This window comes from Enterobacter sp. CPE_E863 (assembly GCF_046521465.1).
In the GTDB taxonomy this organism is placed as follows: domain Bacteria; phylum Pseudomonadota; class Gammaproteobacteria; order Enterobacterales; family Enterobacteriaceae; genus Enterobacter; species Enterobacter adelaidei.
On the sequence record NZ_JBKFZX010000001.1, the window covers coordinates 1,149,674 to 1,165,431 of the forward strand.

Annotated in this window: 15 protein-coding genes; 5 read left to right on the forward strand and 10 right to left on the reverse strand. The window is 56.2% G+C overall.

The annotated features are described in order from the left end of the window. Positions 1-453, forward strand: a complete 453-nt coding sequence (gene moaE, locus ACLHV8_RS05570; RefSeq protein WP_208593802.1) for a molybdopterin synthase catalytic subunit MoaE — start codon at positions 1-3, stop codon at positions 451-453. 64 nt (positions 454-517) lie between these two features. Then, the gene (locus tag ACLHV8_RS05575; RefSeq protein ID WP_028019386.1) at positions 518-1,225 is read left to right on the forward strand and encodes a Bax inhibitor-1 family protein; all 708 of its coding nucleotides are present in this window, start codon (positions 518-520) and stop codon (positions 1,223-1,225) included. Positions 1,226-1,302: 77 nt separating this feature from the next. Here the strand turns inward: ACLHV8_RS05575 and ACLHV8_RS05580 are convergent, their stop codons facing one another. The 3 genes from ACLHV8_RS05580 to ACLHV8_RS05590 are packed head-to-tail and all read right to left on the reverse strand — an operon-like array spanning position 1,303 to position 4,261. After that, positions 1,303-2,265, reverse strand: coding sequence for a YbhN family protein (locus ACLHV8_RS05580; RefSeq protein WP_208593801.1), 963 nt, complete (start codon positions 2,263-2,265; stop codon positions 1,303-1,305). After that, on the reverse strand, positions 2,265-3,503 hold the full coding sequence (gene clsB / locus ACLHV8_RS05585; RefSeq protein WP_208593800.1) for a cardiolipin synthase ClsB: 1,239 nt from the start codon (positions 3,501-3,503) through the stop codon (positions 2,265-2,267). Before clsB ends, ACLHV8_RS05580 begins: the two co-directional genes overlap by 1 nt. Next, a complete protein-coding gene (locus tag ACLHV8_RS05590) occupies positions 3,500-4,261 on the reverse strand; it encodes an endonuclease/exonuclease/phosphatase family protein (RefSeq protein ID WP_129323534.1) in 762 nt (253 codons plus the stop codon). The genes clsB and ACLHV8_RS05590 overlap by 4 nt, the downstream gene beginning before the upstream one ends. 133 nt (positions 4,262-4,394) lie before the next feature. Between ACLHV8_RS05590 and ACLHV8_RS05595 the strand changes: the two genes are divergently transcribed. Further along, on the forward strand, positions 4,395-4,805 hold the full coding sequence (locus ACLHV8_RS05595) for a YbhQ family protein (protein WP_014883088.1): 411 nt from the start codon (positions 4,395-4,397) through the stop codon (positions 4,803-4,805). Here ACLHV8_RS05595 and ACLHV8_RS05600 read toward each other — a convergent pair. From ACLHV8_RS05600 to cecR, 5 genes are read right to left on the reverse strand one after another with little or no spacing between them, the layout of a single operon-like run. Next, positions 4,767-5,873, reverse strand: a complete 1,107-nt coding sequence (locus ACLHV8_RS05600; protein ID WP_028019382.1) for an ABC transporter permease — start codon at positions 5,871-5,873, stop codon at positions 4,767-4,769. The genes ACLHV8_RS05595 and ACLHV8_RS05600 overlap by 39 nt on opposite strands. 9 nt (positions 5,874-5,882) lie before the next feature. Next, positions 5,883-7,016: an ABC transporter permease gene (locus ACLHV8_RS05605; protein ID WP_108090552.1), complete on the reverse strand. Its 1,134-nt coding sequence runs from the start codon at positions 7,014-7,016 to the stop codon at positions 5,883-5,885. Then, positions 7,006-8,745 (reverse strand): ATP-binding cassette domain-containing protein, encoded by a 1,740-nt coding sequence (locus tag ACLHV8_RS05610; protein WP_208593799.1) that lies wholly within the window; start codon positions 8,743-8,745, stop codon positions 7,006-7,008. The genes ACLHV8_RS05605 and ACLHV8_RS05610 overlap by 11 nt, the downstream gene beginning before the upstream one ends. After that, a complete protein-coding gene (gene hlyD, locus ACLHV8_RS05615) occupies positions 8,738-9,733 on the reverse strand; it encodes a secretion protein HlyD (protein WP_410376826.1) in 996 nt (331 codons plus the stop codon). The genes ACLHV8_RS05610 and hlyD overlap by 8 nt, the downstream gene beginning before the upstream one ends. Next, complete coding sequence (gene cecR / locus ACLHV8_RS05620) at positions 9,730-10,407, reverse strand: transcriptional regulator CecR (protein ID WP_208593797.1); 678 nt, start codon at positions 10,405-10,407, stop codon at positions 9,730-9,732. Before cecR ends, hlyD begins: the two co-directional genes overlap by 4 nt. 205 nt (positions 10,408-10,612) lie before the next feature. Here cecR and rhlE point away from each other — a divergent pair, with 205 nt between their 5' ends. Then, positions 10,613-11,992: an ATP-dependent RNA helicase RhlE gene (gene rhlE / locus ACLHV8_RS05625; RefSeq protein ID WP_049008675.1), complete on the forward strand. Its 1,380-nt coding sequence runs from the start codon at positions 10,613-10,615 to the stop codon at positions 11,990-11,992. A 97-nt stretch (positions 11,993-12,089) separates the two neighbouring features. Beyond that, positions 12,090-14,267 (forward strand): ATP-dependent DNA helicase DinG, encoded by a 2,178-nt coding sequence (gene dinG / locus ACLHV8_RS05630; protein WP_208593796.1) that lies wholly within the window; start codon positions 12,090-12,092, stop codon positions 14,265-14,267. Here dinG and ACLHV8_RS05635 read toward each other — a convergent pair. Next, positions 14,254-14,757, reverse strand: coding sequence for a fimbrial protein (locus ACLHV8_RS05635; RefSeq protein ID WP_208593795.1), 504 nt, complete (start codon positions 14,755-14,757; stop codon positions 14,254-14,256). The genes dinG and ACLHV8_RS05635 overlap by 14 nt on opposite strands. Then, positions 14,754-15,740, reverse strand: a complete 987-nt coding sequence (locus tag ACLHV8_RS05640; RefSeq protein ID WP_208593794.1) for a fimbrial protein — start codon at positions 15,738-15,740, stop codon at positions 14,754-14,756. Before ACLHV8_RS05640 ends, ACLHV8_RS05635 begins: the two co-directional genes overlap by 4 nt. Between the last annotated feature and the right edge of the window lie 18 nt (positions 15,741-15,758).

The window sequence follows — 15,758 nt, forward strand, 5'->3', positions numbered from 1 at the left end:
ATGGCGGAAACACGAATTCTGGTAGGTCCTGAGCGCTTCAGCGTGGGTACAGAATATAGCTGGCTGGCGGAGCGTGATGAAGACGGTGCGGTGGTGACCTTCACCGGCAAAGTGCGTAACCACAACCTGGGTGACAGCGTGAAAGCACTGACCCTGGAGCACTATCCGGGCATGACGGAAAAATCGCTGGCGGCGATTGTGGAAGAAGCACGCGGGCGCTGGCCGCTCGGACGAGTGACAGTTATCCACCGTATTGGCGAAATGTGGCCTGGCGAGGAGATTGTCTTCGTCGGGGTGACCAGCGCACACCGCGGCAGCGCGTTTGCGGCAGGGGAGTTCATTATGGACTACCTCAAAACCAGAGCGCCGTTCTGGAAGCGTGAAGCCACCCCGGAAGGTGACCGCTGGGTTGAATCTCGTGATAGCGACAAACACGCCGCCAGCCGTTGGTAGTCGGTTTACGTGGATGTGTTAATCTTAACGTGTGTGTCTACTTAAACTTAATCAGGAGTGAATCATGGACCGATTTCCGCGTTCCGATTCAATAGTACAGCAGACCCGTAGTGGGCTGCAGACGTATATGGCTCAGGTGTATGGCTGGATGACGGTTGGCCTGTTGCTGACCGCGTTTATCGCGTGGTATGCGGCCAATACGCCGGAGCTGATGATGTTTATCTTCTCCAGCAAAATCACCTTCTTTGGGCTGATTATTGCCCAGCTAGCGTTGGTGTTCGTCCTTTCAGGCCTGGTGCAAAAGCTCAGCGCCGGCATGGCGACTACGCTGTTTATGCTCTACTCGGCGCTGACCGGGCTGACGCTTTCCAGCATTTTCATCGTTTACACTTACTCTTCCATCGCCAGTACCTTTGTGGTGACCGGCGGGATGTTTGGGGCGATGAGCCTCTATGGTTACACCACCAAACGCGATTTGAGCGGTTTTGGCAGTATGCTGTTTATGGGGCTGATTGGGATTGTGCTGGCGTCTCTGGTGAACCTGTGGCTGAAAAGTGAAGCGCTGATGTGGGCGGTGACCTATATCGGGGTGGTGATCTTTGTTGGGTTGACGGCTTATGACACCCAGAAGCTGAAAAACATCGGTGAGCAGATCGACGTACGCGACAGTTCGAACCTGCGCAAATACGCGATCCTGGGCGCGCTGACGCTGTATCTGGACTTTATCAACCTGTTCCTGATGCTGCTGCGTATCCTCGGCAACCGTCGTTAAGGTTGTTTTGCCGGGTGGCGGCTGCGCCTTACCCGGTATACGAAACTAAAAACGGCAACCTGGTTGCCGTTTTGCTTTTATTTTGCCAACGCCTTCTCGTTCTTCGCTCTCAGCTTTTTCGCCCGACTCTCCAGCATCAGATAACAGACCGTTGCCAGCGCCAGCGGCAGGAAGTAATACAGCATGCGGTAGGCCAGCAGCGCAGCGATAATCGTCCCCTGAGAGACATGTTCCCCGGCCAGCAGCGCGATAAACACCGCCTCCAGCACGCCGATCCCTGCCGGAATATGGACAATCACCCCGGCAATACTGCTCACCAGCAGAACGCCCAGCACGAAGAAGTAGTTCACATCTTCGCCAGTCAACAGCCAGATAATCGCCCCCATCGCCATCCAGTTGGCGCTGGATACCGCCATCTGCAACACCGCGAAGCGCCATGAAGGTAATACCAGTTCTTGCCCTTTAATGGTCATATGACGGCGTTTAGCGAAGGCGCAGGCCCACAGATAAAAAGCGATAATCAGCAGCAACACGATGCCGAGAATACGCAGCGTGGTCTCATCGATATACCAGTGCGCGGGCAACTGCACCACGCCGAGGGTAAAAATCACCCCACCGAGCAGAATGTACCCCAGCCAGTTGGTGGTAATGCTGAGCGAGAAAATGCGCGTGATGGTTCCGCCCGGTAGTCCCAGCCGCGAGTAGAGGCGATAGCGCATTCCAATCCCGCCGACCCAGGTGCTTAATGTCAGGTTAAACGCATAGCAGATGAACGACACCAGCATAACCTGGCGTTTAGCCAGTTTGTGGCCGCAATAGGCGCGCCCCAGCAGGTCATAGCAGCCGTACATCAGATAGCTGATAATAACCAACCCAACAGCACCCAGCAGCACCAGCCGATTGTAGTTGCGGATAACTTTCCACACCTCTTCCCAGTCAACTTTCTGCGCGTAAATCACCAGCAACACGGCGACTGCAATAAAGAAGATCCAGGTGAGGATTTTTTTTGCCAGCCGCCAGCGCGGATGCGATTTTGACATCAGGTTTTCCCTCCGTCTTGCGCTTCAACGCGATCCTGGGTTTCCATTTCAGGTTGCACAGGCGGCTCCACGAGCGCCAGTTTTGGTGTATGTGCCGGCAGCCAGCCGACCATCGCCGGGAAATGGCGCAGGAAGTGGAACACCAGCACGCTGATGCCCAGGTTCCACCAGGTGCGTTTGGGTACCATGGATTCATCCACGCGCACGCAGTCGTTGACGATCAACGCCTGCAGGTTATCCCGAAGGGTCTGGTTAAACTGGCGATCGTAAATGATCAGGTTCGCTTCAAGATTGAGCGATAAACTTAGCGGATCAAGGTTACTGGAGCCCACGGTTGCCCAGTGATCGTCCATCAGCGCAACTTTGCCGTGCAGCGGGCGACGGCGGTATTCGTAAATCTGCACGCCGCCTTTCACCAGATAGTGATACAGCAGCCGCGCGCCGACTTTGACTATCGGCATATCCGGCTCGCCCTGCACAATCAGCTTCACACGCACACCCCGTCGGGCCGCATTGCGCATGGCATGCAGCAGACGATAGCCCGGGAAAAAGTAGGCGTTGGCGATGATGACCTCGCGCTTCGCGTTGGCGAGCATCTTCAGATAATGACGCTCAATGTCGTTTCTGTGCTCGGCGTTATCCCGCCAGACGAACAGCGCCTGCGCTTCTCCGGGATTCCGGTTCTCTTCCGGACGATGGCGGCGTTTCCACCAGCGACGTGCAACCTCTTTACCGGGCAAGTTTTCCAGTTCGAACAACAGGATATCCTGAACTACAGGCCCTTCGATGCGGATCGCATAATCCTGTTTCGCTTCCGGGCCGTAATCGGACATATGTTCAGCGGAGTAGTTAATGCCGCCAACAAACGCCACCGTCTCATCCACCACCACAATTTTGCGGTGCATCCGGCGGAAAAGGTTGGTACGCATGCCGAACAGGCGAGTGCCGGGATCGTAGTAGCGGAAGATCACACCCGCTGAAGTGAGTTCATTGACGAAGGCGTCGCTGAGATCCGGTGAACCATAGCCATCGAGGAGGACTTCAATATTGACGCCACGCCGGGCGGCGCGCAGCAGCACGCTGTGCAATTGTTTACCGACGTCATCTTCGAACCAGATAAAGGTTTCGAGGATCACTTTCTGCTTTGCATGGTCAATCGCTTTGAACACGGCCGGGTAATACTCGTCCCCATTAACCAGCAGCGTGATCCGGTTGCCATCTTGCCAGGAACATTTCATAAGTGGATCTCCGCACTGAGCGGGGCATGGTCGGAGAGATGTCGCCAGTTGAGTAGCGCCAGGGCGGTAGGACTGCTGGCGTGAGCATTTTTCACGTAGATCCGGTCAAGACGCAGCAAGGGGAAACGTACCGGAAAGGTGCGCGCGGGTCTGCCGTTCGCGCGGGTGAAAATTTCCTCCAGCCCGGCATTCACTTTCAACGGATGGTTCGCCCGCTGTCGCCAGTCGTTGAAATCACCGGCCACGATCACCGGTTCACCTTCGGGAAGTGCATTAGCCCACTCTGCCAGCATGTTCAGCTGCGCCTGGCGATGGGCTTCGCGCAGACCGAGATGAACACAGCCGACATGGAGGGGAAGCTCAAGGTCGGGCGGAGTGATACGGCAGTAAAGCAGGCCGCGTTTTTCGCTTTCCCCTACGGAAACATCGCGGTTCTCGTAATATTCAATCGGGAAACGTGACAGCACCGCGTTGCCGTGATGGCCTTCCGGATAGACCGCGTTGCGTCCGTAAGCGTAATCACTCCACATGGTGTCGGCCAGAAATTCGTAGTGGGGCGTGTCGGGCCAGTTCTCAACGTGAAGCGGATGCACTTCGTGTGCGCCCATTACCTCCTGCAGGCAAACAATGTCCGCATTGACGGTGCGTACCGCGTCGCGCAGCTCCGGTAAAATGAAGCGGCGGTTAAATGCTGTGAAGCCTTTATGAATGTTTATTGTCAGCACGTTAAGCGAGAAATGCTGCATTTTTGGCGTCATAAGCTCCTTCCTGAGTGTCTATCCCGATGAAAATAAAGTGTAGTCGGCGTCACAAAAAGATGCGGTGTTACGGAATTTTCCGTAAAGTGCGGTAGTCTGAATAAGCAGAGAAAAATCCTTCAGGAGAGAAGCCATGAAGTGGCAACAACGTGTTCGTGTCGCAACTGGCCTCAGTTGCTGGCAGATAATGTTGCATTTACTGGTCGTGGCCGTACTGGTGATGGGCTGGATGAGCGGCACGCTGGTGCGTGTTGGCCTGGGACTGTGCGTCCTCTACGGCGTCACCGTACTGTCGATGTTGTTCTTACAGCGCCACCATGAAGCACGCTGGCGTGAGGTGGGTGATGTGCTCGAAGAGCTCACCACCACCTGGTACTTTGGTGCCGCGATGATTGTGCTTTGGTTGTTGTCCCGTGTGCTGCAAAACAACCTGCTGCTGGCCCTGGCCGGTCTGGCAATCCTCGCAGGGCCTGCGGTGGTCTCGTTACTGACCAAAGAGAAAAAGCTACGCAATGTTGCGTCTAAACATCGCGTACGCCACTGAGCCCGTTGTGGCCGCTATGACCAGTAGCGGCCACAAACTTCCCCACACAATATCCAGACTCGCATCCTTCAGATAAATTTGCTTGGTGATATCCGTAAAGTGTCGAATCGGGTTTATCCACGTTAAATCCTGCAACCACACCGGCATGTTCTCGACAGGGGAAACATACCCCGAAAGCAAAATCGCTGGCATCATAAAGACGAACACCCCGATGAACGCCTGCTGTTGCGTGGAGCAGAGCGCTGAAATCAGCAGTCCAAATCCCACCAGTGACAGACCATAAATCACCATCGTGAAGTAAAACAGCGCCAGCGATCCGGCGAAGGGGATCTGGTACGCCCAAATACCCACGCCCAGTACAATGGTGGCCTGAAAGGTGGCAACAATCAGGGCCGGAACCGCTTTACCGACGAAAATTTGCCAGGTGGCGAGCGGAGAAACCAGCAGCTGATCCAGTGTCCCTTGTTCGCGCTCGCGGGCGACGGACAGAGAGGTGACGATCATCACCCCAATGGTGGTGATCATGGCGATCAGCGACGGTACCACAAACCATTTGTAATCCAGATTCGGGTTATACCAGTTACGCACCACCAGCTCGCTGTTATTGGGTTTGGGTTTGCCCTCCATCAGCTCCTGCTGGTAATTCTTGACCACCTGTTGCAGGTAGTTGGCCGCGATCTGGGCGCTGTTGGAGTTACGTCCGTCGAGGATCAACTGCATGGGGGCGGTCTGGAAAGTGTCCAGGTTACGGGAAAAATCTGCCGGGAATCTCACCAGCAGCAGCGCTTTTTGCGTGTCGATAGTGGGCTGGATTTCCTGCGGGCTTTTCAGCAGCAGAATATGGGTAAAGGCTTTTGCGCGTGCAAAACGCTGCGTCAGCTCAACGGCGTGTTTACCGTTGTCTTCGTTGTAGATGGCAATGGTGGCGTTCGTCACCTCAAGCGTGGCGGCAAACGGAAACAGTAAAACCTGAATAAGTACCGGCAACACCAGAATGGCACGGGTTTGCGGCTCGCGCAGCAGCGATTGCAGCTCTTTGCGGATCAATGTCCATAAACGGTGAAACATGTTCGCTCCTTAATCCAGCCGCCGTTTGGTTTTTATCCACGTCAGGCCAATAAACATCGTTGCCGACGCCATCAGGAACAGCGTGTTGATAATCAGCACCACCGGAATATTTCCCGCGAGGAACAGGCTTTGCAGCGTGCTCACGAAGTAGCGCGCCGGAATAATGTAGGTCACGGCGCGGATCACGGCGGGCATGCTGTCGATCTGGAAAATAAACCCGGACAGCATAATCGACGGTAAAAAAGCGGCGTTGAGCGCCACCTGGGCGGCGTTAAACTGGTTGCGGGTGACGGTGGAGATAAGCAGCCCCATGCCGAGCGTGCTGAGCAGAAACAGGCTGGTGATAAAGAACAGCACGACCAGCGAGCCGCGGTACGGCACACCGAGAATAAATACCGACACAAGCATACAGAGCAGCATCGCCAGCATGCCGAGGAAGTAGTAGGGGATAAGTTTGCACAGCAGCAGCTCGACACGCGTCACTTCGGTAGAAAGCAGCGCCTCCATGGTGCCGCGCTCCCACTCGCGGGCGATCACCAGCGAGGTCAGGATCGCGCCAATGACCGTCATGATAATCGTCACCGCGCCAGGAATAATAAAGTGCTGACTGATTGCGGCGGGGTTAAACCAGTAGCGGGTCTGCACGTCGATCAGAGGGTCGAACGTTTCCCCCCGGTCTTCAGCGCGCTGCATCTGCCACAGCTGCCAGATCCCCTCCACGTAACCCTGCACAAAGTTCGCGGTGTTTGGCTCGCTGCCGTCGGTGATCACCTGGATCGGTGCATCGGTATTTGCCCGCGCCATATTGGCGGCAAAATCCACCGGAATGACGATCAGACCGCGAATCTTCCCGGCCTGCATCTTCTGGATCAGTTCCTGACGATTGTCGCTGATGGTGGCGTCAATGTAGGGTGAGCCGGTCATCGCGTGGGTGAAATCCAGCGCCTCTTTGCTCTGCTGTTCCAGCAAAATACCGACTCTGAGCTTGCTGGAGTCGAGGTTAATACCGTAGCCAAAGATAAACAGCAATAGCAGGGGGATCACTACCGCAATCAGCCAGCTGCTGGGGTCACGCACGATCTGGCGTGTCTCTTTGATGCACAGCGCGCGCACCCTGCGCCAGGAAATGGCGTTATTGTGCATGGGCATTCTCCTTATCCCAGTCGTGGATGAGGGTGATAAACGCCTGCTCCATCGTCGGGTCCGGGACTTCATCGTCGGCGGCCTGTGCTTTCAGGTCATCTGGCGTTCCGTGGGCAATCAGCTTGCCGCGATAGACCAGCCCGATACGGTCGCAGTACTCAGCCTCATCCATAAAGTGGGTTGTCACCATCACGGTAACCCCTTTTTCAACCATGCTGTTGATGTGCAGCCAGAACTCGCGACGGGTGAGGGGGTCAACGCCGGACGTAGGCTCATCAAGAAACAGAATATCGGGCTCATGCATCAGCGAGCAGGCCAGCGCCAGCCGCTGTTTGAAGCCGAGCGGCAGTTCATCCGTTGCGTGAGAGGCAATGCTGGTTAGCCCGAAGGCGTCGCTCATACGGCGGATTTTCTCGTTCTGTGCCCGCCCGCGCAGGCCGTACACGCCGGAGAAAAAGCGCAGATTCTGTTCGACCGTCAGGTTGCCATAGAGGGAGAACTTCTGCGCCATATAGCCCAGATGCTGACGCGCTTTGCCGGAACTGACCTTCAGGTCCATATCCAGTACCAGCGCTTTACCGGCAGTGGGGACCAGCAAACCGCACATCATCTTAAAGGTGGTGGATTTCCCGGCGCCATTCGGCCCGAGCAGGCCAAAAATCTCACCGCGCTTCACCGCGAAATTCACGTTATCGGTGGCGGCGAAATCACCAAACTTTTTAGTGAGGGATTTGGCTTCAATCACCGTTTCGCCCGGCGTACCTTCAACCGTGTGCAGGATCGCCCCGAGGGGAGATTCTGACGTTCCCGCGCCGCCCAGCAGATCGATAAACGCATCTTCGAAGCGCGGTGCGGTCTCTTCCATCTCGATCTCAGGCATACCTTGCGCACGGCGAATGTCGTCGACGGTTGCCTCTTTCTTGAGGATCACGCGTACCGAACGGCCCTGAATCATCCCGTCACTGACCTGCGGCAATTTCAGCACCCGCTGTAACAGCTTGCGGTTGGATTCCTGCGGGCTGTGCAACAGAAAACTGCGTCCGGCCATACTTTGTGTCAGTGTCGTCGGCTCGCCCTGATAAAGCAGTTCACCTTCGTTCATCAGCAGCACATCCCGGCACTGCTCCGCTTCGTCAAGGTAGGAGGTGCTCCAGAGGATCAGCATCCCGTCGCCTGCCAGTTCGTGCACCATCTGCCACAATTCACGGCGAGAGATGGGGTCAACGCCGACACCCGGTTCATCCAGAAGCAGAACTTTCGGTTCACCGACCAGCGTACAGGCCAGCCCCAGTTTCTGTTTCATGCCGCCGGAGAGCTTACCCGCCAGCCGGCCAGTGAACGGACCGAGTGAAGTAAACTCCAGCAAACGAGCAAAGGTCTTCTGGCGAATGTCGCCGGTCACGCTGCGCAGGTCGGCATACAGATTCAGGTTTTCCATTACCGTCAGATCTTCATACAGACCAAACTTCTGCGGCATATAGCCGAGCATGGCATGGAGCGCGCTGTCATCCTTGATCGGGTCGAGCCCGAGCACGCTGGCGGTTCCGTCATCCGGCTTAAGCAACCCCGCCAGCATTCGCATTAGCGTGGTTTTGCCGGCACCGTCCGGACCGACCAGTCCGGTGACATAGCCCTTCTGAATGGTGCAATTCAGCGGTGCGACGGCCGGTTTGTCCATTCCCGGGAAGCGTTTGACCAGATTGCTGAGCTCAATAACCGCGTCATTCATGTCGTTCCCCGTTGTTTACTTTTACGGTGACAGGCATGCCTTGACGCAGCGCGTCGTCCGCATCAGTCACGATGATACGCAGGCGATAGACCAGGTCGGTACGCAGGTCCGGCGTTTCAACGGTTTTCGGTGTGAATTCGGCGGTTGGGGAAACGAAGCCCACCTTGCCGTGATACGGCTTGTCCGGTCGACCATCGGTATAGAGCAACAGCTCGCGTCCTGGCTGCATCTGGCCGAGATTCGGCTCGTCGATGTACGCGCGCACCCACACAGGGCGGGTCAGGGAGAGCGTTAAAACGGTGCTGCCCGCGCTGAGTATGCTGCCTGGCTCCACGGCGCGGGTCATCAGCGTACCGTCAGACGGTGCAACCAGAGTGGTATCGTGAAGATCCAGTTTGGCCTGGGCAAGTTGCGCCTGAGCCTGTTCAAGGCTGGCTTTCGCCTGGGCAATATCCTGCGGGCGATTACCGGTGTGGTACTGGCTTAGTTTGTCCTGAGCGGATTTCAGCGTGGCCTGGGCCTGATCGCGTGATGAACGGGCGTTTTCCAGATCGTTGGCTGAAATGGTGCGGCTTTTCCACAGCCCCTGCTGGCGGGCATAGAAATTCTGCGCGTAGTCGTAAGCCGCCTGCGCCTGTTTGACCGCTGCGGCGGCCTGGGCAATCTCTTCATCGCGATAACCCGCCAGCATCAGGTCATATTGTGCCTGGGCGACAGATACGCCTGCCTTTGCCTGCATCAGCGCGTTCTCGTAAGGGGATTTATCCAGCATACCCAGCGTCTGACCGCGCGTAATTGTGTCGCCTTCATCAACGTTAAGCGATGCCAGACGCCCCCCCACGCGGAAGCTCATATTCACCGTGCGAATATCAACGTTACCGTACAGCGTCAGGGCTTTATCCTGATGACTCTGATACCACAGCCAGCCACCGACTCCCGCAGTAAGCAAAACAACAACCACCAGAACGATGGCGACAGGTTTTTTCATGACTTCAGGCTCCTTTGCGTTAAACCTTGCAGGATCAGATCGAGATGACAGGTGATGACCTGAATAATCTGCGCGGCTTTATCCTCATCAAATTGTGTCCAGCCGGTGCGTAAAAGGATAGTCTCCCGCCCCAGACGGAAGGCGAGGATTTCACCCAGCAGGGCATGGGTATGCAAAATTGTCTCGGTATCGTTGGCATCCCGCCCGGTATAGGCGGCGATCAGCCGGGTCAGGTGAGTATGCATCGGGGCAATCACCCGATCGTGCACGAGCTGGTACGCGGCAGAAGGGGAGAGCTGCTCGCGGGAGATAAATTTACTCAGGTTGAGCGTATCGTCGTGCGTCAGCAGGCGGATCATATTGTGGCAGGCGTTGAGGATCAGCTGCCGAATGGCGGCGCGATCGGGCGACGGCTGGCCGAGCAGCGCGGTGGCTTCCTCAACGTGCGGGCGAAATTGCGTGCCGATAAAATCGGCGATCCACTCGGCACAGGCGAGGTATAAATCCTCTTTTGAGCCAAAATAGTAGGGTATGGCTGCAATGTTCTGCCCGGCCAGTGCCGCAATATCGCGCGTCGTGGCATGCAGTCCGTACTCGCCAAACTGCGCCAGCGCCGCGGCAATAAGCTGGCTTTTGGCCTGTTCACCTTTTGATGTCGTCGGGGTCGTATTCATAGCGGCATTAAAAATTAATCAATCGATTGATTAAGACTATGCCTGATTCACGCCCTCGTCGAGGGAACCGAGGGATATTTTATGCGCTACGTCACAAAAGCTGCTACACTCCGCCCCTTCGCGACATTGTGGTTTTTGTCCTCGCCTATTCGTTATATCTCCCTGAAAACTACACCTGTGATGGTCGGGGCGGTTCGGAGTTTTTATGTCTTTTGATTCCCTTGGCCTGAACCCGGAAATTCTGCGCGCGATCGCAGAGCAGGGCTACGTTGAGCCAACCCCAATCCAGCAGCAGGCTATCCCCGCCGTCTTGCAGGGCCGCGATCTGATGGCCAGCGCCCAGACCGGTACCGGTAAAACCGCGGGCTTTACGCTGCCGCTGTTAGAGCTGCTGGTAAAAAACCAGCCGCACGCCAAAGGCCGTCGTCCGGTTCGTGCGCTGATCCTCACCCCAACTCGTGAGCTGGCAGCCCAGATTGGCGAGAACGTGCGTGACTACAGCCGCTATCTCAACATTCGCTCGCTGGTCGTTTTCGGCGGTGTAAGCATTAACCCGCAGATGATGAAGTTGCGCGGCGGTGTGGACGTGCTGGTGGCAACGCCGGGTCGTCTGCTGGATCTGGAACACCAGAACGCGGTGAAACTGGATAACGTCGAAATTCTGGTGCTGGACGAAGCCGACCGCATGCTCGACATGGGCTTTATTCACGACATTCGCCGCGTGCTGGCTAAACTGCCACCGCGTCGTCAGAATCTGCTCTTCTCCGCGACCTTCTCCGACGAGATCAAGGCGCTAGCAGAAAAGCTGCTGCATAACCCGCTGGAAGTGGAAGTGGCGCGTCGCAACACCGCCTCTGAGCAGGTCACCCAGCACGTTCACTTCGTTGACAAAAAGCGTAAGCGGGAACTGCTCTCCCAGATGATCGGCCAGGGCAACTGGCAGCAGGTGCTGGTCTTTACCCGCACCAAGCACGGCGCGAACCACCTGGCGGAACAGCTGAATAAAGATGGCATCCGCAGTGCCGCCATTCACGGTAACAAGAGCCAGGGCGCACGTACCCGCGCGCTGGCGGACTTCAAATCTGGCGACATCCGCGTGCTGGTGGCGACCGACATTGCCGCCCGTGGTCTCGATATTGAAGAGCTGCCGCACGTGGTGAACTACGAGCTGCCAAACGTGCCGGAAGATTATGTCCACCGTATCGGCCGTACCGGTCGTGCGGCGGCAACCGGTGAAGCGCTTTCTCTGGTTTGCGTGGATGAGCACAAGCTGCTGCGTGATATCGAACGCCTGCTGAAGAAAGAGATCCCGCGCATTGAAACGCCGGGCTATGAAGTTGACCCGTCGATTAAAGCTGAGCCAATTCAGAACGGTCGTCAGGGGGGACGTGGTCAGGGCGGCGGTGGCCGCGGTCAGCAGCCGCGTCGTGCCGACGGTGGTGCACCGAAATCAGCAGGCAAACCGCCGCGTCGTAGCAACGAAGCCAAACCCGCCGGTGAAAACCCGTGGCGCAGCGGCGAAGGCAAGCCAGCAGGGGAAGGGCAGCGCCGACGCCGCCCGCGTAAACCTGCTAACCCGCAGTAATCTGGAAGCCCGGTCGTAAAGCCGGGCTTTTCTTTTTGCGACAGCAAAGAGAAAGTGCCACAATAGTGGCTGTTTATACAGTATTTCAGGTTTTCCAATGGCTTTAACCGCTGCGCTCAAGGCGCAAATTGGCGCATGGTATAAGGCGCTACAGCAGCAGATACCCGACTTTATCCCCCGAGCGCCGCAGCGGCAGATGATTGCTGACGTGGCAAAAACGCTCGCCGGGGACGACGGGCGACATCTGGCGATTGAAGCCCCAACCGGCGTCGGGAAAACCTTGTCGTATCTCATTCCCGGCATCGCGATTGCGCGGGAAGAGGACAAAACGCTGGTGGTCAGCACCGCCAACGTGGCGCTGCAGGATCAGATCTTCAGCAAAGATTTACCGCTGCTGCGCAAAATCATCCCCGATCTGCGTTTTACGGCCGCTTTCGGACGCGGGCGCTACGTCTGCCCGCGTAACCTGGCGGCACTTGCCAGCAGCGAGCCTAATCAGCAAGATTTGCTGGCGTTTCTCGATGACGAACTGACGCCGAACAACAAGGCCGAGCAGGAGCAGTGTGCAAAGCTAAAAGCCGATCTCGATGGCTACAAATGGGATGGTCTGCGCGATCACACCAGCCAGGCAATTAGCGATGACTTATGGCGCAGGCTCAGCACCGATAAAGCGAGTTGTCTGAACCGCAACTGCCACTACTATCGGGAGTGCCCGTTCTTTGTCGCCCGACGTGAGATTCAGGAAGCGGAAGTGGTGGTCGCCAACCATGCGCTGGTGATGGCGGCGCTCGAGAGCGAAGCGGTGCTGCCGGAGCCCAAAAACCTGCTTCTGGTGCTTGATGAAGGTCACCATCTGCCGGACGTGGCGCGGGACGCGCTGGAAATGAGTGCCGAAATTACCGCACCGTGGTTCCGCCTGCAGCTGGATCTCTTTTGCAAGCTGGTGGCGACCTGCATGGAGCAGTTCCGCCCGAAAACCACGCCACCGCTGGCGGTGCCTGAGCGTCTTAGCGAACACTGCGAAGAGGTGTATAGCCTTATTGCCTCACTCAATAACATCCTCAATCTCTGGCTTCCGGCAACGCAGGAGGCTGAACACCGCTTTGCGATGGGCGAACTCCCGGATGAAGTGATGGAGATTTGTCAGCAACTGGCGAAGCATCTTGAAAAGCTACGCGGGCTGGCGGAGATGTTTTTAAACGATCTCAGTGAGAAAACCGGTTCACACGATGTGGTGCGATTGCACCGCATATTGCTCCAGATGAACCGTGCACTCGGTATGTTTGAAGCGCAAAGCAAGCTGTGGCGGCTGGCCTCGATGGCACAGGCTTCGGGCGCACCGGTCACCAAATGGGCCACCCGTGAAGTGCGTGACGGACAAGTGCACCTCTTTTTCCACTGCGTAGGTATTCGCGTGGCCGATCAGCTGGAAAAACTTATCTGGCGAAGCGTGCCGCATGTGGTGGTCACATCGGCCACACTGCGTTCCCTGAACAGTTTTTCGCGTTTGCAGGAGATGAGCGGCCTGAAAGAGAAAGCGGGCGATCGCTTTGTGGCGCTGGACTCACCGTTTAACCACTGTGAGCAGGGCAAGTTGGTGATCCCGCGCATGAAGTATGAGCCGCTTATCGACAACGAAGAGCAGCATATTGCCGAGATGGCAGCCTACTTCCGCGAGCAGGTTGAAAGCAAAAAGTACCCCGGGATGCTGGTGTTATTTGCCAGTGGGCGGGCGATGCTGCGTTTCCTGGAGCACGTTACCGATCTGCGTTTACTGTTACTGGTGCAGGGCGATCAGCCGCGCTATCGGCTGGTGGAGACGCACCGTAAACGCATTGATAACGGTGAGCGCAGCGTGCTGGTAGGTTTGCAGTCGTTTGCTGAAGGTCTGGATTTGAAAGGGGACTACCTGACGCAGGTGCATATCCATAAAATCGCCTTCCCGCCGATCGACAGCCCGGTAGTGATCACCGAAGGGGAATGGCTGAAAAGCCTTAACCGCTATCCGTTTGAGGTGCAGAGCTTACCCGCGGCATCGTTTAACCTGATCCAGCAGGTGGGGCGTCTGATCCGTAGCCATGGTTGTTGGGGTGAGGTGGTGATTTACGACAAACGCTTGCTCACCAAAAATTACGGTCAGCGGCTGTTGAATGCTTTGCCCGTTTTCCCCATCGAACAACCGGAAGTGCCTGAGGTAATAAAACGCCCGGCCAAATTGCCTGTCGGGCGCAAGAAAAGCCTCCGTGCTAAGGGGCGCGGTCCTACTGGTAAGTGAAGGTCACCTGCACGACGCTGTTGAACGTGCCGGCGGTGACGGGCATTGAGGTGGCGTAGTAACGCGCAGCTAAGGGGAAGTCTGCCGTATGATCGCTTTGATTGATCAGTACGCTAAAGCTGGCCTGAGGAGCGATAAGGATGTGATCCTGACGATCGGCAAGTTCGAGAGCCAGGCCGCCAGCCGTGCCGTTATTCGCAAATTTTGTCGGATGTGCGCCATCCGCCTGTCCGTGAAACGTGGCGGTGGCAAGGGTTGTGGTGGCAGGGCATTTTGAGAGTGTCAGATCTACGTTTTTCCATACCCCCGTGTCGCCGATGTCTTTAAAATCACCTGACGATGCCTGACCGAGATCGACAGTCAAATTCTGGCTGGCGCTGTCGACGGAACAGGTATTGGCAAAAATATTGCCCTGCATGAGCACCTGTATTTCCTCTGCAAAGGCGTGAGGTGTCAAAGCAAGCAGCAAAACAGGAAGATATTTTGTCATTTATACCCCAGCGTGATGGTGGCAATGCTGTTGGCGCTGCCGGGTGTGACGTCGGCTGCGGTTTGCTCGTAACGTACCTGAAAAGGAATCGCCAGCGTTTCATTCGCTTGCGCAACTGCGGCAGTACTCCTGTAGGTACCAAAATCAGGGACTTCTCCGTCAAACAGCATTTGAACCCCTATACCCGTTGCGACGCCGGTTTCCTGAGTCAGGTTGATGACGCCCGGGAAGTTCGTATCATAGCCATTTGCACTTGTTATCATGACCTCCGGCTGCACGGTGTCGGTACAATTCACGTCCACGTCAAACGTCCTGTAGGGAGCTATTGAACCCGCACCGGTAAATGCGCTGACCGGAAAATCCCCTAATTTGATTGTCAGGCTTTTTGGGGATACGGAGCAGGTCACCTCGTGCACCGTGATATTTCCCGCGTAAGAAATATTATTGGGGTCGCCAATCCCTTCATGACCAAATACGCCAATGCCAAACCGGGTTTGGGCCTGAACCAGAGTACCTGAAGAGATCGCATTGCTGGTTTTTACCAGCTCCAGCGTGACGTCAAAACTGAATGATTGTTGTCCATCGGTGGAGACATACCCTATGGGGGTGCTGCGCGAATCGCACTGTACGCCGCCAGCTCCGCTAATACGCTGGCCTTTGTCGTTCATCAATGCGATACCAACCCCGGGCACGCCGGAGTCATAGACGCCAGTCATGCCCGGTATTTCAGCCCCCGTACCGTAATAGCAGGACACGATCTCCAGGCCACTATCAATGCTTTGATCGCAGTTTCCTGCAACATGAACGGTATTTTCCGAGCCGGGAATGGTCGCCCCAACGGCCAGCGTTGTGGAAACCGAGACCGACGCGATGTTGATCATTTTTGGCAGGTCCGGGGTGGTACAGGTCGCTTTAGCATGCGGCATAAATAATGCAGCGGCTCCCAGAATCAGTAGAAAAAAGCAGTGTTTAATCAATTGCATAATATTGAACCTGAGCGG